At 66.4% G+C, this 21,778-nt stretch carries 17 protein-coding genes; 4 read left to right on the top strand and 13 right to left on the bottom strand.

The window, feature by feature from the left end:
- Window positions 1-127 precede the first annotated feature (127 nt).
- The 3 genes from AVCA_RS20545 (at window position 128) to AVCA_RS20555 (ending at window position 2,586) form a co-directional block, all read left to right on the top strand.
- Window positions 128-1,105 (top strand): sulfite exporter TauE/SafE family protein, encoded by a 978-nt coding sequence (locus AVCA_RS20545; RefSeq protein WP_012702995.1) that lies wholly within the window; start codon window positions 128-130, stop codon window positions 1,103-1,105.
- A gap of 126 nt (window positions 1,106-1,231) precedes the next feature.
- The gene (gene trxC / locus AVCA_RS20550) at window positions 1,232-1,666 is read left to right on the top strand and encodes a thioredoxin TrxC (protein WP_012702996.1); all 435 of its coding nucleotides are present in this window, start codon (window positions 1,232-1,234) and stop codon (window positions 1,664-1,666) included.
- A 104-nt stretch (window positions 1,667-1,770) separates the two neighbouring features.
- Window positions 1,771-2,586 (top strand): universal stress protein, encoded by an 816-nt coding sequence (locus AVCA_RS20555; RefSeq protein ID WP_012702997.1) that lies wholly within the window; start codon window positions 1,771-1,773, stop codon window positions 2,584-2,586.
- Between the two features lie 171 nt (window positions 2,587-2,757).
- Here AVCA_RS20555 and AVCA_RS20560 read toward each other — a convergent pair whose 3' ends face one another.
- Together AVCA_RS20560 and AVCA_RS20565 are read right to left on the bottom strand one after the other, a co-directional pair.
- Window positions 2,758-3,528, bottom strand: a complete 771-nt coding sequence (locus AVCA_RS20560) for a ParA family protein (protein ID WP_012702998.1) — start codon at window positions 3,526-3,528, stop codon at window positions 2,758-2,760.
- Window positions 3,529-3,601: 73 nt separating this feature from the next.
- The gene (locus AVCA_RS20565; protein WP_012702999.1) at window positions 3,602-4,528 is read right to left on the bottom strand and encodes a LysR family transcriptional regulator; all 927 of its coding nucleotides are present in this window, start codon (window positions 4,526-4,528) and stop codon (window positions 3,602-3,604) included.
- Between the two features lie 130 nt (window positions 4,529-4,658).
- Between AVCA_RS20565 and AVCA_RS20570 the strand changes: the two genes are divergently transcribed.
- Window positions 4,659-5,900: an MFS transporter gene (locus AVCA_RS20570; protein WP_236616291.1), complete on the top strand. Its 1,242-nt coding sequence runs from the start codon at window positions 4,659-4,661 to the stop codon at window positions 5,898-5,900.
- A 50-nt stretch (window positions 5,901-5,950) separates the two neighbouring features.
- Here AVCA_RS20570 and hemE read toward each other — a convergent pair whose 3' ends face one another.
- From hemE to AVCA_RS20625, 11 genes are all read right to left on the bottom strand, one after another.
- Complete coding sequence (gene hemE, locus AVCA_RS20575) at window positions 5,951-7,018, bottom strand: uroporphyrinogen decarboxylase (protein ID WP_012703001.1); 1,068 nt, start codon at window positions 7,016-7,018, stop codon at window positions 5,951-5,953.
- 101 nt (window positions 7,019-7,119) lie between these two features.
- On the bottom strand, window positions 7,120-8,541 hold the full coding sequence (locus AVCA_RS20580; protein ID WP_012703002.1) for an FAD-dependent oxidoreductase: 1,422 nt from the start codon (window positions 8,539-8,541) through the stop codon (window positions 7,120-7,122).
- A 107-nt stretch (window positions 8,542-8,648) separates the two neighbouring features.
- Entirely contained in the window at window positions 8,649-13,091 is a 4,443-nt protein-coding gene (gene gltB / locus AVCA_RS20585; RefSeq protein WP_012703003.1) for a glutamate synthase large subunit, read from the bottom strand.
- Between the two features lie 199 nt (window positions 13,092-13,290).
- A complete protein-coding gene (locus tag AVCA_RS20590) occupies window positions 13,291-14,943 on the bottom strand; it encodes an AAA family ATPase (RefSeq protein ID WP_012703004.1) in 1,653 nt (550 codons plus the stop codon).
- Window positions 14,944-14,950: 7 nt separating this feature from the next.
- The gene (gene aroB, locus AVCA_RS20595) at window positions 14,951-16,054 is read right to left on the bottom strand and encodes a 3-dehydroquinate synthase (protein ID WP_012703005.1); all 1,104 of its coding nucleotides are present in this window, start codon (window positions 16,052-16,054) and stop codon (window positions 14,951-14,953) included.
- 51 nt (window positions 16,055-16,105) lie between these two features.
- Complete coding sequence (aroK, locus tag AVCA_RS20600; RefSeq protein ID WP_012703006.1) at window positions 16,106-16,624, bottom strand: shikimate kinase AroK; 519 nt, start codon at window positions 16,622-16,624, stop codon at window positions 16,106-16,108.
- Window positions 16,625-16,628: 4 nt separating this feature from the next.
- Complete coding sequence (gene pilQ, locus AVCA_RS20605; protein WP_175555950.1) at window positions 16,629-18,728, bottom strand: type IV pilus secretin PilQ; 2,100 nt, start codon at window positions 18,726-18,728, stop codon at window positions 16,629-16,631.
- 53 nt (window positions 18,729-18,781) lie between these two features.
- A complete protein-coding gene (locus AVCA_RS20610; protein WP_012703008.1) occupies window positions 18,782-19,306 on the bottom strand; it encodes a pilus assembly protein PilP in 525 nt (174 codons plus the stop codon).
- Window positions 19,303-19,923 carry a type 4a pilus biogenesis protein PilO gene (pilO, locus tag AVCA_RS20615; RefSeq protein ID WP_012703009.1) on the bottom strand — a complete coding sequence of 207 codons (621 nt, stop codon included), beginning with the start codon at window positions 19,921-19,923 and terminating at the stop codon, window positions 19,303-19,305. The genes AVCA_RS20610 and pilO overlap by 4 nt, the downstream gene beginning before the upstream one ends.
- Complete coding sequence (locus tag AVCA_RS20620) at window positions 19,920-20,579, bottom strand: PilN domain-containing protein (RefSeq protein ID WP_012703010.1); 660 nt, start codon at window positions 20,577-20,579, stop codon at window positions 19,920-19,922. Before AVCA_RS20620 ends, pilO begins: the two co-directional genes overlap by 4 nt.
- The gene (locus AVCA_RS20625; protein WP_041807416.1) at window positions 20,580-21,644 is read right to left on the bottom strand and encodes a pilus assembly protein PilM; all 1,065 of its coding nucleotides are present in this window, start codon (window positions 21,642-21,644) and stop codon (window positions 20,580-20,582) included.
- Between the last annotated feature and the right edge of the window lie 134 nt (window positions 21,645-21,778).

Consider the following 21,778-nt stretch of genomic DNA (forward strand, 5'->3'; position numbering starts at 1 on the left):
GGATGCTCTTAATCCAATAAGGCATATAAACCTTCTCAAACATTCTTAGACTCTCTAAAAAAAGCCGCTTATCTTTGCGGCGGCTTCACTTTTGCCTGTTCTACCACCCACTGTCAGGCGCGACTGCATGAAAATCCGCGATCTCGATCTCAGCCAGAACCCGCTCAACGCGGAGCATCAGGCGCTGGGATTGCCCCCCGTAGAGGACTTCGTCTCCCACCCGGACAACCATCCCGTCCTGCGCGCCGCCATGTGGGCAGCCGTGCTGATCCTCGCAGGATTGCTGCTGTTCCTTTCCTGGCGCCTGTTCTTCGGCGACAACGGTGGCAGCACCGGGCTGCAGATCATCGAGCGGGCCCTGGCCAGCCAGGCCTTCTGGAACGCCGTCGCCGTCGGTTTCTTCGCGCAGATGATCGATGGCGCATTGGGCATGGCCTACGGCGTCACGGCCACCACTTTCCTGCTCGGCGCCGGCGCCTCGCCGGCCGCGGCCAGCGCCAGCGTGCACATCGCCGAGGTGTTCACCACCGGGCTGTCCGGTATCGCCCACGTCAAGCTGGGCAACGTCGACAAGTCGCTGTTCCTGCGCCTGCTGCTGCCGGGAATCGTCGGCGCGGTGCTCGGCGCCGTGCTGATCACCCAGTTCGACGGCAAGGTACTCAAGCCCTTCATTTCCGCGTATCTGCTACTGATGGGCCTGTACATCCTGGGCAAGGCGTATCGCCATGCGCTCCAGCGCAAGGCGCCCAGGCATGTGGCCAAGCTGGCCCTGTTCGGCGGATTCGTCGATGCCGCCGGTGGCGGCGGCTGGGGCCCGGTGGTCACCAGCAGCCTGCTCGGCTCCGGCAGCGACCCGCGCACCACGATCGGCTCGGTCAATTTCGCCGAGTTCTTCCTGACCCTTTCCAGCGCCGCGTCGTTCATCCTGCTGGCCGGACAGCCGGATACCTGGAAGCTGGTCGCCGGCCTGGTGTTCGGCGGTCTGTTCGCCTCCCCGTTCGCCGCCCTGCTGTGCAAGAAACTGTCGGCCAGGACCCTGCTGACCATCGTCGGCTGCCTGATCACATTGATCAGCGCTTACAACATCTATACCGGACTGGCCTGAACCAAGGCCTCGAAGGCTCGTCGCCGAGCCCGCCGCGAGCGGCCGGCAAGGGCGAGCCGGCACGGACGCTTGATTTCCCTGCGCGCGCCTCCAGATAGGAAACGGACAGCCCTCGTGGAGCCCGCCATGACCGACGCCCTGCTGATCCCCTGCCCGCACTGCCACAGCCTCAACCGCATTCCCGCCGCGCGCCTGGGCGAGGCGCCGCGCTGCGGGCGCTGCAAGAGCCCCGTGCTGCCCGGCAAGCCCTTCGCCGTCGACGCCGCCGGTTTCGCCGCCCAGCTCAAGGGCGACCTGCCATTGCTGCTGGACGTCTGGGCCGACTGGTGCGGGCCGTGCAAGGCCTTCGCGCCGGTCTTCGACCAGGCCGCCCGGGAACTGGCCGGGCGGGTGCGCCTGGCCAAGCTGGACAGCGAGGCCGAAGCGCCGCTGGCCGGGCAGTTGGGTATCCGCTCGATTCCCAATCTGATCCTGTTCAGGGCCGGTCGCGAAGTGGCCCGCCAGAGCGGCGCCCTACCGCTGCCGCAACTGCTCGCCTGGTTGCGCCAGCAGGGTGTCTGAAGCGCCGCTGGCGCCACATCGCGGCGACGGCGGGCTTGCCGCAGGTCAAGGCCCCATCCCTGGCTTGCCGCCAGACTGAGGCTCCCTCAAGGAGGAAGAGCGCCATGGCCAAGCATATTCTGATCGCCCACGATCTCAGCCCGGAAGGCGATATCGCCCTGCGTCGCGCCATTCAGCTCGCCGCCCAGTCGCAGGCACGCCTGACCCTGCTGCACGTGGCCGCCAGCCAGCCCTCGCCGGCGCTGCTCGCCCGGCTGCGCAGCGCCGAGGAGCAGACCCTGGCCAACCACCTGCAGGGCCGGCCGGCCCTCGACGTGCAACTGCGCCTGGAGGTGGGGGCCCATCCCGCCGAACTCATCCTGCAATACATCAGTCTCGGCAACTGCGACCTGCTGGTGCTCGGCAGCCATCATCGGCAGCCGGCGCAGGGCTTCGCCGGCAGCGTGCAGGAACGCGTCCTGCAGGCCAGCCCGGTTCCCGCGCTGATCGCCATCGATCCGGCCGATACGCCCTACGAGCGCGCCCTCGCCGCCATCGACTTCTCCCCCTGCGCCAGCCGCGCCCTGCGCGCGGCCTGGCAACTGCTGCCGCCCGGCGCGCAGCTCAGGGCCCTGCACGTGCAGGAGGTCGCCGCCATCCATGCCGCGGACAATCCGGACGAGCAGGCTTTCCAGCAGTCGCTCTTCGAGCGCTTCATCGGTGCCGAATTCACCGCCTTGCCGCCGCGCGCCGTGCAGTTCAGCCACGGCTTCCAGAGCGGCGAGCGGCAGACCTGCCTGGATGCCGCGATCGCCAGCCAGCGCCCGCAACTGCTCGCCCTCGGCGGGCACAGCCGCGACGCCCTGAGCGAGCGGCTGCTCGGCAGCCTGACCCGCTACTACCTGGACAACCCGCCCTGCGATCTGCTGGTGATGCGCTAGACGTGCCACCGATTTGCGGCCGGCGGGGCGGAAGTCTGGGGGATCGGAAACCGTAGGGTGGATGGCCGGAGCCATCCACCACGGTAGACAAACCCGCGGCGTCGTCCAGCCCACGGGCCGCGGCAGGTCACGACGGACTCCACGCCTTCATGGAATCGATGACGGGCCCGCTCAGTCGGCCGACTCCAGCAGGTCGTGCAGCGCGACGAACTGGCGGGTCAGCCGGTGCTTGGGCTCCAGATGGATCAGCGGCTTGCAGGCCTGGTGCGACTCGCGCATCTTCACCGAGCTGCCGAGGTACACCGGCAGCACCGGCAGCGACTCGGCGATCAGTTCGTCGAGCATGCGCTGCGGCAGCACGGCCTGGGGCAGGAACTGATTGACCACTATGCCCTCGACCTGCAGGTGCTCGTTGTGGTCCTCGCGCAGTTCGTCGATCTCGGCGAGCAGGGCATACAGCGCCTGGCGCGAGAAGCTGTCGCAGTCGAAGGGAATCAGCACGCGATCGGCGGCGATCAGTGCGGAAACCGTATAGAAATTCAACGCCGGCGGCGTATCTAGGTAGATCCGCTCGTAATCCTCGCCCAGTTCGTCGAGCAGCCTGCGCAGCCGGGTGATCTTGTGCTTGGTCTCCAGCTTGGGCTGCAGGTCGGCCAGCTCGGTCGAGGCGGTGACCAGGTCGAGGTTGGCGAAAGGCGTTTCGATCACCTTGACCTTCGGCCGCCTGCCCACCCCACCGGTGAGCACCTGCTTGAAGAAGTCGGCGATCCCCAGCGGGATGTCCTCGCCGCAGAAACCGCTGAGATAGTGGGTGGAGTTGGCCTGGCTGTCGAGATCGACCAGCAGGGTGCGATAGCCCTCCGCCGCGCTCACCGCCGCCAGATTGCAGGCGATGCTCGACTTACCGACCCCGCCCTTCTGATTGAACACCACACGCCGCATGCCATCGCCTCCTTCCGCCCGATCTACCGAAGATTCCGCAAGCATTTAACCCCATTTCCGCCGGCGCGTGCGCTTATCCCTTGGTGATCGCCTGCGGCGGCTGCGCCTCGCGCGCCTCCCGTTCGAGCAACTCGGCGAAGCGCCGCACCAGCGGCGAACTCTCGTCGCGCCGACGCACCAGCCAGACCGCGGTGCTGGCGCCCGGATCGAGCAGGATGCGGCAGACCACACCATCGATGCGCATGCGGCTGAACGAGGCCGGCAGCACGGTGACGCCCAGGCCGGTGGCAACCAGGCCGATCAGGGTCATGGCCTCGCTGGCCTCCTGCACGATGCGCGGGATGAAGCCGGCGGCCCGGGCCAGACCGAGCAACTGGTCGTAGAGCCCGGTGCCGAAACTGCGCGGGAAGAACACGAAGGGTTCTTCGCCCAGCTCCGCCAGATGCACGCCGTCGGCGCTGCCGCCGGCCAGCGGATGCCCGACCGGCAGGACCACCACCAGCGGCTCGGCGAACAGCTCCAAGGCCACCAGCTCCGCCGGCAGGGGAAACAGCGGGCGCAGCACCCCGACCTGCAGCCGTCCCTCGTGGATCGCCTCGGCGACTCCGCGGCTGCTCAGCTCGCGCAGGTCCAGATGTACCTCCGGGCAGGCCTGGCGGAAGGCGCGGATCGCCCGCGGAATGCTCGAGGTGAAGGGCGCCGAGGAAGTGAAGCCGACCTTCAACTCGCCCAGTTCGCCACGCTGGGCGCGCCGGGCCACGGCGACCGCCTGCTCCAGTTGGGCCAGCACCTGGCGCGCCTCGGGCAGGAACAGCCGGCCGACCTCGCTGAGCACGACTCGGCGATTGGTGCGCTCGAACAGGCGCACGCCGAGTTCCTCTTCCAGCGCCTGGATCTGCTGGCTCAGCGGCGGCTGGGAAATCCCCAGTTGCCCGGCGGCGCGGCCGAAGTGCAGCTCCTCGGCGACGGCGATGAAATAGCGCAGATGACGCAGCTCCATGACAGCCCCATTGATTCGTAGAACATATCAAATCAGTCGAACAATATATTGGAACCGGGAATATCGCCTCCCCTATGCTGGTCGGCATCCCATCGGCTACCAGCCGACGATCGCCCGTACCGAGGTCGAGATGAATAGCCTTGCCGCCCAACCCGCGCCCGCCAGCGCCGCAGCCGCTCCCCGGATCGAAAAGGGCACGACGCAATTCCGCCGTGCCTGCTGGGCGCTGTTCGCCGCCGGCTTCGCCAGCTTCGCCCTGCTCTACTGCGTGCAGCCGATGATGCCGGCATTCTCCGCGGCCTTCGCCCTGAACGCGGCGCAGAGCAGCCTGGCGTTGTCGATCTCGACCATCGCCCTGGCCATGGGCCTGCTGCTCACCGGTCCGCTGTCGGACGCCATCGGCCGCAAGCCGGTGATGGTCACTGCGCTGTGTGCGGCGGCGCTGCTCACCCTGCTCAGCCCGCTGGTGCCCGGCTGGCATGCCTTTCTGCTGCTTCGTGCGCTGCTCGGCCTGGTCCTGAGCGGCCAGGTGGCGGTGGCGATGTCCTATCTCAGCGAAGAGATAGATCCGCGCCATCTGGGCCTGGCCATGGGCCTGTACATCTCCGGCAACTCCCTGGGCGGCATGGGCGGCCGGCTGATCGGCGGCGTGCTGCTGGACTTCTTCTCCTGGCAGGCGGCGCTGGCCGCCCTCGGCCTTCTGGCGCTGCTCGCGGCACTGACGTTCTGGCGCCTGCTGCCGGATTCGCGGCACTTCCAGGCGACCCCACTGAGCTTCGCCAACCTGGCCCACGGCCTGCGCCTGCACTTTTCCGACCAGGGCCTGCCCTGGCTGTTCCTCGAAGCCTTCCTGCTGGTCGGCAGCTTCGTCGCCCTGTTCAACTACATGAGCTTCCGTCTGCTCGAGCCGCCCTACGGACTGAGCATGAGCCTGGTCGGCCTGCTTTCGGTGGTCTACCTGTCGGGCACCTACAGTTCGACCCAGGCCGGCGCGCTGGCCGACCGCCTGGGCCGGCACTGGGTGTTCTGGCCGTCGATCCTGCTGATGCTCGGCGGCGTCCTGCTGACCCTGTGCGCCCCGCTGGGGCTGGTGCTCGCCGGCATGCTGCTGTTCGCCTTCGGTTTCTTCGCCGCCCACTCGCTGGCCAGCAGTTGGGTCGGCCGCCGCGCCCTGCAGGCCCGCGGCCAGGCTTCGTCGCTGTACCTGTTCAGCTTCTACGCCGGCTCCAGCGTGGCCGGCACGGCGGGCGGCTTCTTCTGGCAGCACGGCGGCTGGACCGGCGTCGGCCTGTTCATCGCCGCCCTGCTCGGCCTCGCCCTGATCGTGGCCCTGCGCCTGTCGCGCCTGCCGCCGAAGCAGGCACTGGCCTGAATCCGCGAAACGCAAAAGCCCGATCGGGCTTTTGCGTCATGCGCGGACGTTCAGCGGTGATATTGCGCCGACAGTTCGTGCACCGCCTCGAAGAAGGCGCCGGCATGGGCCGGATCGACCTCGGGGGTGATGCCGTGGCCGAGGTTGAAGACATGCCCGGAGCCCGCGCCGTAACGGGCGAGGATGCGCGCCACCTCGGCGCGGATCGCCGCCGGGTTGGCGTAGAGGACGCTCGGGTCCATGTTGCCCTGCAGAGCCACCTTGCCGCCGACGCGGGCACGGGCATCGCCGATGTCGCAGGTCCAGTCCAGGCCCAGGGCCTCGGCGCCGCTCCCGGCCATGGCCTCCAGCCACAGGCCGCCGCCCTTGGTGAAGAGGATCACCGGCACGCGCCGGCCTTCGTGCTCGCGGATCAGGCCGTCGACGATCCTCTTCATGTAGGCCAGGGAAAACTCCTGGTAGGCCGCCGACGACAGGCTGCCGCCCCAGGAGTCGAAGATCTGCACCGCCTGGGCGCCGGCCAGGATCTGCCCGTTGAGGTAGGCGGTGACCGCCCGGGCCAGCTTGTCGAGCAGGGCGTGCATGGCCTGCGGATTGTCGTAGAGCATCGCCTTGGACTTGCGGAAGTCCTTGCTGGAGCCGCCCTCGACCATGTAGGTGGCCAGGGTCCAGGGACTGCCGGAGAAGCCGATCAACGGCACGCGGCCGTTCAGCTCGCGGCGGATGGTGCGTACCGCCGCCATCACGTAGCCCAGGTCCCGCTCGGGATCGGGCACCGGCAGGGCCTCGATGTCCGCCGGGCTGGAAACCACTTTGCGAAAGCGCGGCCCCTCCCCGGTCTCGAAATACAGACCCAGCCCCATGGCGTCGGGAACGGTGAGGATGTCGGAGAAGAGGATCGCCGCGTCCAGTTGCGGATAGCGGTCCAGCGGCTGCAGGGTCACCTCGCAGGCCAGCTCGGGATTCATGCACAGACTCATGAAATCGCCCGCCTTCGCCCGGGTCGCCCGGTATTCCGGCAGGTAGCGGCCGGCCTGGCGCATCATCCACACCGGAGTGACATCGACGGGTTGCTTGAGCAGGGCGCGGAGAAAGCGGTCGTTCTTCAGGACGGTCATGGCAGGGTTCCAGCGGGAGAATGCCGGACATTTTCGCAAAGCCCGACGCAAAAGGCACGGCGAGCGCCGTGCCTCCTGGCCGAGCGAGGCCTGCGGTCGTCTCAGAGGCCCAGGTAGTCGAGGATGCCCTCGGCCGCCTGGCGGCCTTCGTAGATCGCCGTGACCACCAGATCGGAGCCGCGCACCATGTCGCCGCCGGCGAAGACCTTCGGGTTGCTGGTCTGGTGCTTGAACGGGTTGTCGTGCAGCGGCGCGATCACCCGGCCCTGGCTGTCGGTCTTGATCTGCAGCGCCTCGAACCAGGGCGCCGGGCTCGGACGGAAGCCGAAGGCGATCACCACGGCATCGGCCGGGAGGATCTCCTCGGAACCGGGAATCGGCTCGGGGCTGCGCCGGCCGCGGGCATCCGGCTCGCCGAGGCGGGTTTCCACCACCTTGACGCCCTCCACCCTGTCCTCGCCGACGATGGCGATGGGCTGGCGGTTGTAGAGGAACTTCACCCCCTCGTCCTTGGCGTTCTTCACCTCGCGGCGGGAGCCCGGCATGTTCTCCTCGTCGCGGCGGTAGGCGCAGGTCACGCTCTTGGCGCCCTGGCGGATCGAGGTGCGGTTGCAGTCCATGGCTGTGTCGCCGCCGCCCAGCACCACAACCTTCTTGCCTTTCATGTCGATGAAGTCTTCCGGGGACTTCTCGAAGCCGAGGTTGCGGTTGACGTTGGCGATCAGAAAATCCAGCGCGTCGTACACGCCCGGCAGGTCCTCGCCGGGGAAGCCGCCCTTCATGTAGGTATAGGTACCCATGCCGAGGAACACGGCGTCGAACTCGTCGAGCAGTTGCTGCATGGTCACGTCCTTGCCCACCTCGGTGTTCAGGCGGAACTCGACGCCCATGCCGGCGAACACCTCGCGGCGCCGGCTCATCACGCTCTTCTCCAGCTTGAACTCGGGAATGCCGAAGGTCAGCAGGCCACCGATTTCCGGGTTGCGATCGAACACCACCGGGGTCACGCCGTTACGCGCCAGGATATCGGCGCAGCCGAGGCCGGCGGGACCGGCACCGACCACCGCGACGCGCTTGCCGGTCGGGGTGACCTTGGACATGTCGGGACGCCAGCCCATGGCGAAGGCGGTGTCGGTGATGTACTTCTCCACCGAACCTATGGTCACCGCGCCGAAGCCGTCGTTCAGGGTGCAGGCACCCTCGCAGAGACGGTCCTGCGGGCAGACCCGGCCGCAGACCTCCGGCAGGGTGTTGGTCTGGTGCGACAGCTCGGCGGCGGCCAGGATGTTACCCTCGGATACCAGCTTCAGCCAGTTCGGCACGAAGTTGTGCACCGGGCATTTCCACTCGCAGTAGGGGTTGCCGCAGCCAAGGCAGCGATGCGCCTGCTCTTGGGCCTGCTGTGGCTTGAACAGGTCGTAGATCTCGACGAATTCCTTCTTGCGCTGGCGCAGCAGCTTCTTCTTCGGATCCTTGCGCCCGACTTCGATGAACTGGAAATCGTTGTTCAGACGTTCAGTCATTTCAAAACCTCTATACAGCAGCGGCGAGCCCCCGGCTGCGGCTGCAAGACACATCGGGATGGGCCGGAGAGGTCCCGCGCCCGGCGCGGGACCGCGGCCGAAGCTGCTTACTGCGGGTTGGCGCGGGTGCTGGAAAGCAGCGACTGCAGGCTCGCCGCCTTCGGCTTGACCAGCCAGAACATGCGCAGGTAGTCGTCCAGGTTTTCCAGCAGGTGGGCACCCCACTGGCTGCCGGTCTCGTCCACGTACTCGGCCAGCACCTGCTGCAGGTGGCTGCGATGAGCCTCCATGGACTCCCCGCTGATCCGCTGCATTTCCACCAGTTCGTGGTTCACCCGGTCGACGAAGCCGTTGTCCAGATCGAGCACATAGGCGAAGCCGCCGGTCATGCCGGAGCCGAAGTTGTAGCCGGTCCGGCCCAGCACGCAGACGAAGCCGCCGGTCATGTACTCGCAGCAGTGGTCGCCGGTGCCCTCCACCACCGCATGGGCGCCGGAGTTGCGCACGGCGAAGCGCTCGCCGGCGGTGCCGGCGGCGAACAGCCGGCCGCCGGTGGCGCCGTACAGGCAGGTGTTGCCGAGAATGGCCGAGTCCTGGGTCTTGAAGACGCTGCCCTGGGGCGGGACTATCACCAGCTTGCCGCCGGTCATGCCCTTGCCCACGTAGTCGTTGGCATCGCCTTCCAGGTAGAGGTTCAGGCCGCCGGCGTTCCATACGCCGAAGCTCTGCCCCGCGGTGCCCTTGAAGCGGAAGGTGATCGGCGCGTCGACCATGCCCTGGTTGCCGTGGACCTTGGCGATCTCACCGGAAACCCGGGCACCGATGGAGCGGTCGCAGTTGCAGATGTCCAGCGCGAACTCGCCGCCGCTCCTGGCCTCGATCGCCGGCCGGGCCATCTCGACCATCTTCTCGGCCAGCAGGCCTGGATCGAACGGCGGGTTCTTCTCCACCTCGCAGAACTGCGGCTTGCCGTCCGGGACATGGGCGCTGCCGAGCAGCGGACTCAGGTCCAGGTGGGCCTGCTTGGCGGTCTCGCCAGGCAGCAGCTCGAGCAGATCGGTGCGGCCGATCAGTTCGCCGAGGCTGCGCACGCCCAGCCTGGCCAGCCATTCGCGGGTTTCCTGGGCGACGTAGGTGAAGAAGTTGGTCACCATGTCCACGGTGCCGATGAAGTGTTCCTTGCGCAACTTGTCGTTCTGGGTGGCCACGCCGGTGGCGCAGTTGTTCAGATGGCAGATGCGCAGGTACTTGCAGCCCAGGGCGATCATCGGCGCGGTGCCGAAGCCGAAGCTCTCGGCGCCGAGGATGGCCGCCTTGATCACGTCGAGGCCGGTCTTCAGGCCGCCGTCGGTCTGTACCCGCACCTTGCCGCGCAGGTCGTTGCCGCGCAGGGTCTGGTGCGCTTCGGCCAGGCCCAGTTCCCAGGGACTGCCGGCGTAGCGGATGGAGGTCAGCGGCGATGCGCCGGTGCCGCCGTCGTAGCCGGAGATGGTGATCAGATCGGCATAGGCCTTGGCCACGCCGGCGGCGATGGTGCCGACGCCCGGCTCGGCCACCAGTTTCACCGAAACCAGTGCCTGCGGGTTGACCTGCTTGAGATCGTAGATCAGTTGCGCCAGGTCCTCGATGGAATAGATGTCGTGGTGCGGCGGCGGCGAGATCAGGGTCACGCCGGGTACCGCGTAGCGCAGGCGGGCGATCAGGCCGTTGACCTTGCCGCCCGGCAACTGGCCGCCCTCGCCGGGCTTGGCGCCCTGCGCCACCTTGATCTGCAACACCTCGGCGTTGACCAGGTACTCGGGAGTGACCCCGAAGCGCCCGGTGGCCACCTGCTTGATCTTCGAACTCCTGATGGTGCCGTAGCGCGCCGGGTCCTCACCGCCCTCGCCGGAGTTGGAGCGCGCGCCCAGGCTGTTCATCGCCTCGGCCAGGGCCTCGTGGGCCTCCGGCGACAGGGCACCGAGGGAGATGCCGGCGGAGTCGAAGCGCTTGAGAATCGCCCCCAGCGGCTCGACCTCGTCCAATGCCAATGGCTGGGCGACCTCCTTGACCTTGAGCAGGTCGCGCAGCATCGACACCGGCCGCTGGTCGACCAGCGCGCTGTATTCCTTGAACTTGGCGTAGTCGCCCTGCTGCACGGCGGCCTGCAGGGTGCTCACCACATCCGGGTTATAGGCATGGTATTCGCCGCCGAAGACGAACTTCAGCAGGCCGCCCTGCTGGATCGGCTTGCGCTTGCTCCAGGCCTCGGCGGCCAGCAGCTTCTGCTCGGCCTCCAGGTCGACGAAGCGCGCGCCCTTGATGCGCGAGGCTACGCCACGGAAGCTCAGCTCCACCACCTCGTCGGCCAGGCCGACCGCCTCGAACAATTGGGCGCCGCGATAGGAAGCCACGGTGGAAATGCCCATCTTCGAGAGGATCTTCAGAAGGCCCTTGGAAATGCCCTTGCGGTAGTACTTGAACACATCGTCCATGTCGCCCAGCACTTCGCCGGTCCGAATCAGGTCGGCCAGCACCTCGTAGGCGAGGAAGGGGTAGATCGCGGTGGCGCCGAAGCCCAGCAGCACGGCGAAGTGGTGCGGATCGCGTGCGGTGGCGCTCTCCACCAGGATGTTGCAGTCGCAGCGCAGGCCCTTCTCGACCAGGCGGTGGTGCACCGCGCCGACGGCCAGGGAAGCGTGCGCCGGCAGCTTGCCGGGGACGATATGGCGGTCGGACAGCACCAGAATCACCTTGCCGCCGCGCACGGCCTCCTCGGCCTGGTCGGCGATGTTGCGCACCGCGGCTTCGAGGCCCAGCGACTCGTCGTAGTTGAGATCGATGAAATGCCGTTCGAAGCCCTCGCGCTCGAGGTTCATGAGGCTGCGCCACTTGGCCGGGGAGATCACCGGCGTGGTCAGGATCGCCCGGTTGGCGTGCTCGGCGGTTTCCTCGAACACGTTGCGCTCGGCGCCCAGGCAGGTTTCCAGGGACATGACGATGGACTCGCGCAGCGGGTCGATCGGCGGGTTGGTGACCTGGGCGAACTGCTGGCGGAAATAGTCGTAGGGCGAGCGCACGCGTTTGGACAGTACGGCCATCGGGGTGTCGTCGCCCATCGAACCGACCGCTTCCTGGCCCTGCTCGGCGAGCGGACGCAGCACCTGGTCACGCTCCTCGAAGGTGACCTGGAACATCTTCATGTACTGCTTGAGCTGCTCGGCGTCATAGGCCGAGGTACCTTCGCTCTCGTCCAGGTTGGCCTGGATGCGCAGGGCATTCTGGCGCAGCCATTTCTTGTAGGGATGGCGCGACTTCAGGCGGCTGTCGATGTCGTCGGTGTGCAGGACCTCGCCGGTTTCGGTATCCACGGCGAGGATCTGCCCCGGGCCGACCCGCCCCTTGGCGATGACGTCTTCCGGCGCGTAGTTCCACACGCCGATTTCCGAGGCCAGGGTGATGTAGCCGTTCCCGGTGGTCACCCAGCGCGCCGGGCGCAGGCCGTTGCGGTCGAGCAGACAGACGGCGTAGCGGCCGTCGGTCAGCACCACGCCGGCCGGACCGTCCCAGGGCTCCATGTGCATGGAGTTGTACTCGTAGAAGGCGCGCAGGTCGGCGTCCATGGTCTCGACGTTCTGCCAGGCCGGCGGAATGATCATGCGCAGGCCGCGGAACAGGTCCATGCCGCCGGTGACCAGCAGTTCGAGCATGTTGTCCATGCTCGAGGAGTCGGAGCCGGTCCGGTTGACCAGCGGCGCCAAGCTTTCCAGATCGGGCAGCAGTTCATTGGCGAACTTCAGGCGGCGCGCCTGGGCCCAGTTGCGGTTGCCGGTGATGGTGTTGATCTCGCCGTTGTGGGCGAGGAAGCGGAACGGCTGGGCCAGCGGCCATCTCGGCAGGGTGTTGGTGGAGAAGCGCTGGTGGAACACGCAGATCGCCGTGGCCAAGCGCTCGTCGCCGAGGTCCGGGTAGAAGCGCGCCAGATCGGCGGGCATCATCAGGCCCTTGTAGATGATGTCCTTGTGCGACAGGCTGCAGACGTAGAAGTCCTGGTCCGCCAGCGCCACCTCGGCGCGCCGCCGGGCGAAGAACAGCTTGATGGCGAAGTCCTGGTCGGAAAGGCCCTCGCCGGCGACGAACACCTGCTCGATGCGCGGCAGGCGCTCGAGGGCCAGCGGACCGAGCACGGAGGTGTCCACCGGCACTTCACGCCAGCCCACCAGGCCCAGTCCCTGCGCGGCGATTTCCTCGCTCAGGCGCGCACGCGCGATCTCGGCCCCGGCGGCGTCCTGGCTGAGAAAGACCATGCCGACCGCGTACTGCCCGGGCAGTTCGGCGCCGAAATGCTCCTTGGCCTTGGCGCGCAGGAAGGCGTCCGGCTTCTGCATCAGCAGGCCGCAACCGTCGCCGGTCTTGCCGTCGGCATTGATGCCGCCGCGGTGGGTCATGCAGGTCAGCGCTTCAATGGCGGTTTGCAGCAGGTGATGACTCGCCTCGCCGCGCATATGGGCAATCAGACCGAAGCCGCAGTTATCCTTGAATTCTTCAGGATGGTACAGACCTGCTTTCATAGACACTCTCACCGGGCAGATTCTTTACTTTCAAAACGTGCTCGCCTGCGCGACCGGGACCATCCTCGACGTCGGACAGACAAAAAGGGCGACTATTGTCGCATACCCCGCCCACTCACCACAAACGCCCAGGTCGTTTTCTCGTAGCAGGGTGTCGCGATCTTGAAAGATAAATCGAATCCGTCGTGTTAGAGCGATATCAGCGCACGCCGGCCTCCTGCTGAATGCTGGCGAAGGTACGCGGCCAGGGCTTGCTGGCCTGCACCGATGCCGGAAGGGTCCTGACCGCCGCCTGCGCTTCGGCGCGGCTGGCAAAACTGCCGTAGGTCACCACGAACAGCGGCTTCCCCTGATGCAATTTCCGGAAATAACGGTAGCCCGCCCCCTGGGCACGCACGAAGGCCTGGGCGCTGCCCTCCGAGCGCGTGCCCAGCACCTGCAGGGCGTAGCGCGTGGCCGCCTGGGAGCGATACCAGTCGCTTCCGGCCGGCGCGGCGGACGACGCGGCAGCCGCCGGCCGGGAGACGGGAGCCGCCGGGGCCGGCTTCGCGGCGACCGGCGCAGCGGGGGCGGACGGAGCCGGGGCTGAAGCCGCAGGCTTCGCCACGACCCGCGGCGCAGGAGCCGGCGCGGGTGGCGCGGCCGGCTTCGCGACGGCTGGAGCTGGGGCTGGGGTTTGAGAGGCGGGCTTGGGCTTGGGAGTCGTCGGCTGCACCGCCGCCGGCGCCCTGACCTCGGGCTTCGGCGCAGGTACCGATGGCACGACGGGCGCCTGCACGGTCGGCGCGAGTGCGGAACTGGCGGTGGCGGCCACGACCGCCGCCGGACCGGCGATCCCGATATCCTCGGCATCCGCCTCGCCCGCGGCCTGGGCCAGAGGCTCGCGCAGCACCGGCTGGGCGCCGCCCGCCACGGACGGCGCGGGCGCGGCGCCAGTCGGCTCGGGCGGGGCGGCCGGTGCCTCCGCCTGCGGTTGCTGCGCCACAGGCTCCTCGTCTCCCGTCCCACCGCGCATGAACCAGGCCACCGCCACGGCCAGGACGACCCCGGCCAGAGCGAGCAGGTGCTTCTTCGGCAGCATCGCGCCCGGCGCGCGCTCGTCCTCTTCCTCGTGTCCGGCCAGCATTTCCTCGTGCAGCAGTTCGCGGGCGAGCCGGTTGATCTCTCCCGGCCAGCCGCCGGCCCCACGGTGAATCGCCTCGATCTGTTCGTCGCTGAACAGGCCGATGTCGCCTCCCGCTCCCTCCAGGCGCTGCGCCAGGTATTCGCGCGTGTCATCCAGCGTATAGGGATTCAGCCGCAGCACATGGAAACGTTCCTCGCCGTCGGCCAGAGCCTGCAGGCGCGCCACCAGTTCCGGCTCGCCGAACAGGAACACATGCGGCCGCCCTATATCGGTCCCCGCCGCCAGAGCCAGCAGCGCATCGAGGGCGGCCGTTTCCAGAAGCTCCGCATCGTCCACCAGCAGGTAGAGGCCCTGGCCCGCGGAGGCCAGCCGCTCCACCTGATCCAGGATCGCTCGCTCGTCCGCACGATCCAGCCCCAGACCGAGGGCGATCTGCCGCAACAGGCCGTCGACACGCGCCGAGGCCCGCGCGGAAACCACGACGCACTGCACCGTCTGCTTGTTGCTGCTGGCCACCAGCGCCTGCCGGAGAAGTGTCTTGCCGCTGCCCGACGGCCCGCTGACCACCAACAGCAGGCGGCTGTAACGGGCGAGGTGGTGCAACTGGCCGAGCACCTGCTTGCGCTGCGCCGGGAAGAACTTGAAGCCCGGCGTTCGCGGCGCGAAGGGGTCGTGGTTCAGTTGGTAGTGGATCAGGAGGGCATCGTCTGCATGCAAACTGGTCATGGCTTTCTCAGTGACTGATCTGTTCCATCAGAGTCCGGTAATCGGTATCCAGGGTGGCCTGCAAGGCCTCGTGCGGGAAGTCTCCAGTCACCACCGCCTCGCCCAGGCGCCTGAGCAGCACCAGCCGCAGGCGGCCGCCCAGAACCTTCTTGTCGACGGCCATGTGCCCGAGGAAGTCGTCCGCCGACATCTGCGCCGGCGGCACCACGGGCAGTCCCGCGCGCTGCAGCAGGCGGATGCCGCGATCGCGCTCGGCCTCGCCGAGCCAGCCGAGGCGCCGGGACATCTCCAGGGCCATGACGGACCCCGCGGCCACCGCCTCGCCGTGCAGCCATGCACCATAGCCCATGTGGGTTTCGATGGCATGACCGAAGGTGTGCCCCAGGTTCAGGGTGGCGCGCACGCCCGACTCGCGTTCGTCGACACCGACCACCCGCGCCTTGGCCGCGCAGGAGCGGGCGATGGCCTCGGTCAGGGCCGCCGCATCCAGGGCGCGAAGCGCCGCCATGTGGGTTTCCAGCCAGCCGAGGAAGGGCTCGTCGCAGATCAGGCCGTACTTGATCACCTCGGCCAGGCCGGCGGACAGTTCCCGCTCCGGCAGGGTCGCCAGCGTGGCGGTATCGATCACCACGGCCTTCGGCTGATAGAAAGCGCCGATCATGTTCTTGCCCAGCGGGTGATTGATGCCGGTCTTGCCGCCGACCGAGGAGTCCACCTGGGACAGCAAGGTGGTCGGAATCTGGATGAAGTCGACCCCGCGCTGGTAGCAGGCGGCGGCAAACCCCGCCATGTCGCCGACGACGCCCCCGCCAAGGGCGATGAGGGTGGTGCGCCGGTCGTGCCGGGCCTCGAGCAGGCCGTCGAAAATCTTCTGCAGGGTTTCCCAGTGCTTGAAGGCCTCGCCGTCCGGCAGCACGATGGGCGTCAGCTCATGGCCGGCCAGGGTTTGGGACAACCGCTCCAGATAGAGCGGCGCGACGGTCTCGTTGGTGACCACCGCCACTTGGCGACCGGCCAGGTGCGGAACCATGCATTCCGCCCGGTCCAGCAGGCCGGCTCCAATATAGATGGGATAGCTGCGCTCGCCGAGATCAACCTGTAACGTCTGCATGAAAGCCCCCGCATTGGAAAGAGCGCTAGGATAACGCAGTTGCCTGCAGCGTCACCGTGGCGGCAACGTGTGCAGGCGGTCGAGGATTTCCTCCACGACCATGCGTGGCGGGCGTTCGTCGGTTTCCACCACCAGGTCGGCGATCTCTCGGTACAGGGGGTCCCGGACGAGCATCAGGTCGCTCAGGACCCGTCCCGGATCGGCGGAATGCAGCAACGGACGATTGCGGTCGCGGGAAGTGCGCTCCAGTTGCTGGGCGACCGAGGCGTGCAGGTAAACGATCCGCCCGCCCGAACGCAGGGCGGCGCGATTCTCGGAGCGCAGCACGGCGCCGCCCCCGGTGGCGAGCACGATGCCGTCGCTGGCGCAAAGCTCACCGATCATCGCCTGCTCGCGCTCGCGGAAGCCCGCCTCGCCTTCCACGTCGAAGATCCAGGGAATGTCGGCGCCGGTACGCTGCTCGATTTCCTTGTCGGAATCCTTGAACGCCAACCGCAATTCTTTGGCAAGCAAACGCCCGATGGTGCTCTTGCCCGAGCCCATCGGGCCCACGAGGATTACATTTCGCACTGACTCAACGACTCACAGCGATAGCCTGGCTGTTAAGAATACGCGGAGTCAGGAAAACAAGCAGCTCGGATTTGCTGTCGGCGACCACGTCGCGGCGGAACAGGCGCCCGATGAACGGCAGGTCGCCGAGGAACGGCACCTTGTCCACGGACTTGGCCTGGATATTGGAGAAGACTCCGCCGATCACGATGGTTTCGCCGTCGCCGATCAGCACCTTGGCGTTGACCTCGTTCTTGTTGATCGGCGGCACACCGTTCAGGGCCTTGGCGAAGTCCGCCTGATCCTTGGTCACCTTCACCTCCATGATGATGCGGTTGTCGGGAGTGATTTGCGGCGTCACCTCCAGCGACAGAGCCGCCTCCTTGAAGGAAGTGCTGGTCGCGCCGCTGGAGCTGGCCTCCTGGTAGGGAATCTCCTCGCCGGTCAGGATCTTCGCCGTCTCCTTGTCCGAGGTGAGAACCTTGGGCTGGGAAATGACTTCTCCATTGCCGGTCTTTTCCATGGCCGACAGTTGGAGGTCGAGGATCAGGTGATCGGAAATGAAGCCGATGCCGAGACCCGAAGTACTGTTCGCAACCCCCATGTCGACGAAGGGAACGGGAGCCATGCCATCTTCCAGGGTGAAGTTGCCGACCTGGCCGGTTCCCGGCAGGAATACCTGTCCGTCATCGACGGATTGCGCGCCATCCTTGCCGTACAGGCTCCACTGGTCGTTGACGAAGCTTCCGCCCCAGCGCACCCCCAGGCTCTTGTCGTAATCGACGTTGGCCTCGACGATGCGCGCCTCGATCATCACCTGACGCACCGGGACGTCCAGTTGGGCGACGATCCGCCGCAGCTCGTCCAGACGGTCCTGGGTCTGGTAGGCGATGATATTGTTGGTCCGCTCGTCGACGGTGATGGAGCCGCGCTGCTCTTCCACCTCATCGCTGCTGGTGACCGACTGGAACAGTTTGGCGATGTCCGTCGCCTTGGCGTAGTTCACCTGGAGCAATTCGCGACGCAGGGGGGCCAGTTCGGCGATCTGCTGCTGTGCCTCCAGCTCTTGGCGCTCGCGTGCCGCGATTTCGTCGGCCGGCGCCACCAACAGCACGTTGCCGATCTTGCGCTTGTCCAATCCCTTGGTCCTGAGCACCAGGTCGAGCGCCTGATCCCAGGGCACATTCTGCAGGCGCAGGGTGATATTGCCCTGTACCGTGTCGCTGGCCACCAGGTTGAGATCGGTGAAATCGGCGATCAACTGCAGGACCGAACGGACATCGATATCCTGGAAATTCAGCGACAGCCTCTCGCCGGTATACGCGAAGCGACCGGCATCACGCCCGGCTCCGCTGTCCTGGGGCTTCGCCTTGACACTGACGGTCAGTCGCTTGTCGGCCTGGTAGACCAGATAGTCATACATGCCGGCCGGCTCGATGAGGATGCTGGCCTTGCCGGCCTGGCTCGAGGCACTCACGAAGTGCACGGGGGTGGCGAAATCCTTGACGTCCAGGCGTGCCCGCAGGGACTCCGGCAACTGCGTTCCCGGAAAGTCCAGGCGGATCTTGCCACCCTGCTCCTGGAGGTCGGGATTCATGCCCGGGCTCGACAGGTCGATGATGACGTTGCCTTCGCCCTGCTCGCCACGCTGGAAGTCGATGCCCCGAACCGCCTTGCCTGGCGTTACGTAGGGCTTGGCCTGCGCGACCGCGAGCGAGGCACTGCGGGACTGCCGGGTCACGGTGGCCGACTCGCCGATCAGCACATAAAGGTCATGGCCCTCGCTCCGCGTGCTGTAGGGCGACATCGCGGCCAGGTTGACGATCATCCGGGTGCGCCCGCTCGCCTCGACCAGGGTGACACTGCGGGCGTTGCCGACGCCCAACTCGCGGTACTTGGTCCTCAGCTTGTTGGTCACGCCGGGAAGATCCAGGGCAATCCGGGCCGGCTGGTCGATGGTGTAGCCACGTGGCGCCGGCACGGCCTCGTCGAATGACAGCTTGAGTTCGACCCGATCGCCAGGCAGGGCCGCCACGTCCAGGGACTCGAGATCGGCCGCCATCAATTCCGGCGACAGCAGGGCGGTCAGGACCAAAATACCGAGACGCGAAAGGGTGCTGTCCATCGACGGATGCCGTAATGCGGAACGGGAACTTTTCTTCATGCCGGAACCGCCCATCACGAGCGCTCCTTCAAGGCGAGACTGCGCGGGCGCTCCAGCCAGCCGCCATCGCCGTCGGGAACGATTTCCACGACCTCGACGGAAGCCCCGTCGATCTCGACGACGCGGCCATGATTGCGACCCAGGTAGTCGCCCACCCTCACCCGATGGACACCGCCCGCCCCGCGCACCAGGGCCTGCATGCCCGTTCCGTTGGAGAGCGTGCCGACCATCTCGAAGACCTCGATGTTGAATCTTTCGAGATACTGCCTGGAGCGGCTTTCGTCCGGACGGATATCCCTCGAGCCTCTACGCTGGCTGGCCGGGTCGATCTTCACCGGCGCTTGGAACGGGCTGCGCATGGCGGCCGCACCGTAGGTAAAAGCCTCGTAGGGCCGGAACGCCGGCAACGGCTCGATCGCGCCCCTGGGTCGTGCGCGCACTTCATCCATGTAAGTCTGCAAATCCTGAAATCCATTATCGACATCGCAACCGGAAAGTCCGACAAGGGCCACAATGCAGACCAGGTGGGCAGACTTCATTTCTGCGGTCCCTTGTCGTTATAGCGATAGGTCTTGGCCAATATCTTCATGCGCAACTTCGTATTTCCCGAAGCCACTGGTTTTATTTCGAAATCATGCAATGTGACGATGCGTGGAAGACTGGCGGCGCCACTTACGAAAGTAGCCAGATCGTGATAAGCACCCATTACGGATATTTGGATCGGCAATTCGATATAGAACTGCCGGACAACTTCGTCGAGAAGTTTGATTTCCTCGAACTCCAGGCCGCTGCCCAGTCCGGTACGGGTGATGTCATCGAGCAGAGCGGGCACCTCGGTATCGCTCGGCAATTGCCGCAACAAGGCGCCGAAAGAGGCCTCCATTTCCGCCATCTGCTGCCTGTAGGCTTCCAGGTTCGCGGCCTGGAAAGCCTTGGTGGAGAACTGCTGCTTCAAGGCCCCCTCTTCGCCCCGCTCCCGCTCGAGCTGCGCCTGCAGATCCTTGAGATGGAAGTTGTAGCCCAGCGCCAGAACAACGATCAGCATCAGCAGGCAGGTGGCGGTCCTCAGCGGAGCCGGCCACGAGCCGAGGTTGTCCAGATCCAGATCGGCCAGATCGATCTTGCGCAGACTCTCCAGGGACCCGGACAGGCTCATTTCCGCGCTCCTTCTTTCTTCTGCGCATTTTTCGAAGCGAGCTTCCCATCCGCGCCGGGAGCGGCGGCCCCGGCCAGCACATGCCCGGCGATCTGCGTAACATCGATCTCTCCCGGCTGCACCTGCCGTACCGACAACCGGAACACGTTGGCCTGATCGAGGGCTCCGGCCGTCACTGCCTTCACGGCGGTCAGGTTGGGCGCTTCGAGCCACTCCGAACCATCCAGGTTGCGCATCAGGTTCGAGACGCGGTTGTTGGATTCGGCCGCCCCCTCGATGACGATGCTCTGCCCGGTCATGCTCAGCGAGGTGAAATACACGCCGTCAGGCAGGGTACGGGCCAACTGATCGAACACCCGGCCGATGATCGGTCGATTGCCCTGCAGGTCCTGAATGATCTTCATCCGCTCCAGAAGCTGCTGGCGGCGGGTCTTGAGTTCGCCGATCTCCTCGATTCGCGCATCGAGCACGGCGTTCTCCCGTCGGACGAAATCGTTGCGCGCACGCTGCGTGTCGATGCTCGCGTTCAGGTATCGGTCGCCCAGGAAAACCAGGCCAGCGGCAGCCAGCAGCATCACCCCCAGCATGCCCAGGAAGCGTTGGCGGCGCTCCTCGCGAAGTCGCTCGCGCCAGGGCAGAAGATTGACCCGCGCCATCTAATCGAAGCGCCTCATCGCCAGGCCGCAGGCGACCATCATGGCCGGAGCGTCGCTGGCCAAGGCCGCGGCATTCACCTTGGGGCTCAGCGTCATCCCGGCGAACGGATTGGCCACCAGGGTCCTGGTGCCGATCTTCTGCTGGACCAGTTGGTCGAGGCCCGGCAGGGAGGAGGTCCCGCCGGCCAGCAGGATGCAGTCGACCTGGTCGTACCGGCCCGCCGCGAAGAAGAACTGCAGCGAGCGGGATATCTGCTGTACGACGGCCTCCTTGAAAGGTTGCAGGACCACGCTGTCGCAGTCGGCCGGGAGTCCACCCTTTTGCCGGGCCAAGCCGGCTTCGGCCACGGACAGTCCGTAACGGCGCTGGATCTCGTCGGTGAGCTGCTTGCCGCCGAACGATTGCTCGCGGGTATAGAGGATGCGTCCATCATGCAACACGCTGAGCGTCATCATGGTCGCGCCGATATCGACGACGGCCACGGTCAACTCCGACGGGTCGCCCCCCAACCGATCGATCAGCAGCCCGCAGACACGCTCCATGGCATAGGCCTCGATATCGACGACCCCGGCTGTCAGGCCTGCCAGCGCCAGCACCGCCTCGCGGGCCTCGACGCTCTCCCTGCGGCAAGCGACGAGCAGCACTTCGACCCGGCCCGGACTGCGCGACAGCGGCCCCAGGACCTCGAAATCGATCGCCACCTCCTCGAGGGGGTAGGGAATGTATTGTTCGGCCTCGAGCGTCAACTGGGTTTCCATTTCCTCTTCGGAAAGCCCGGCATCCATCTCCATGACCTTGGTGATCACCACGGAACCGGCCACGGCCACCGCGGCACGCCGGGCTCCGGTCCCGATCCTGGCCAGCACCTTGCCCAAGGCCTGACCGACACCATCGATATCGACGATATTCTTCTCGACGACGGCATTGGCCGGCAGCGGTTCGACAGCATAGGCCTCGACCCGATAGCCGCCCCCCGAACGACTCAATTCGAGAAGTTTGACCATGGTCGAACCGATATCGATTCCCAGCAATGAACCCGCCTGCTTGTTGAAGAGCCTTAGCACAACAAATTTCCTTGGCATATCCGTAACTTATGGACAACTTGTATAACAGCGCATCAGCAGTAGGATTGACAGAAGCGCAAATGGCTATCCAGCGGGAAAACCGCCTATAATGCGACCGGCTTTTCGCTTTTCGC

It is taken from the genome of Azotobacter vinelandii CA (assembly GCF_000380335.1).
Taxonomy (GTDB): Bacteria; Pseudomonadota; Gammaproteobacteria; order Pseudomonadales; family Pseudomonadaceae; genus Azotobacter; species Azotobacter vinelandii.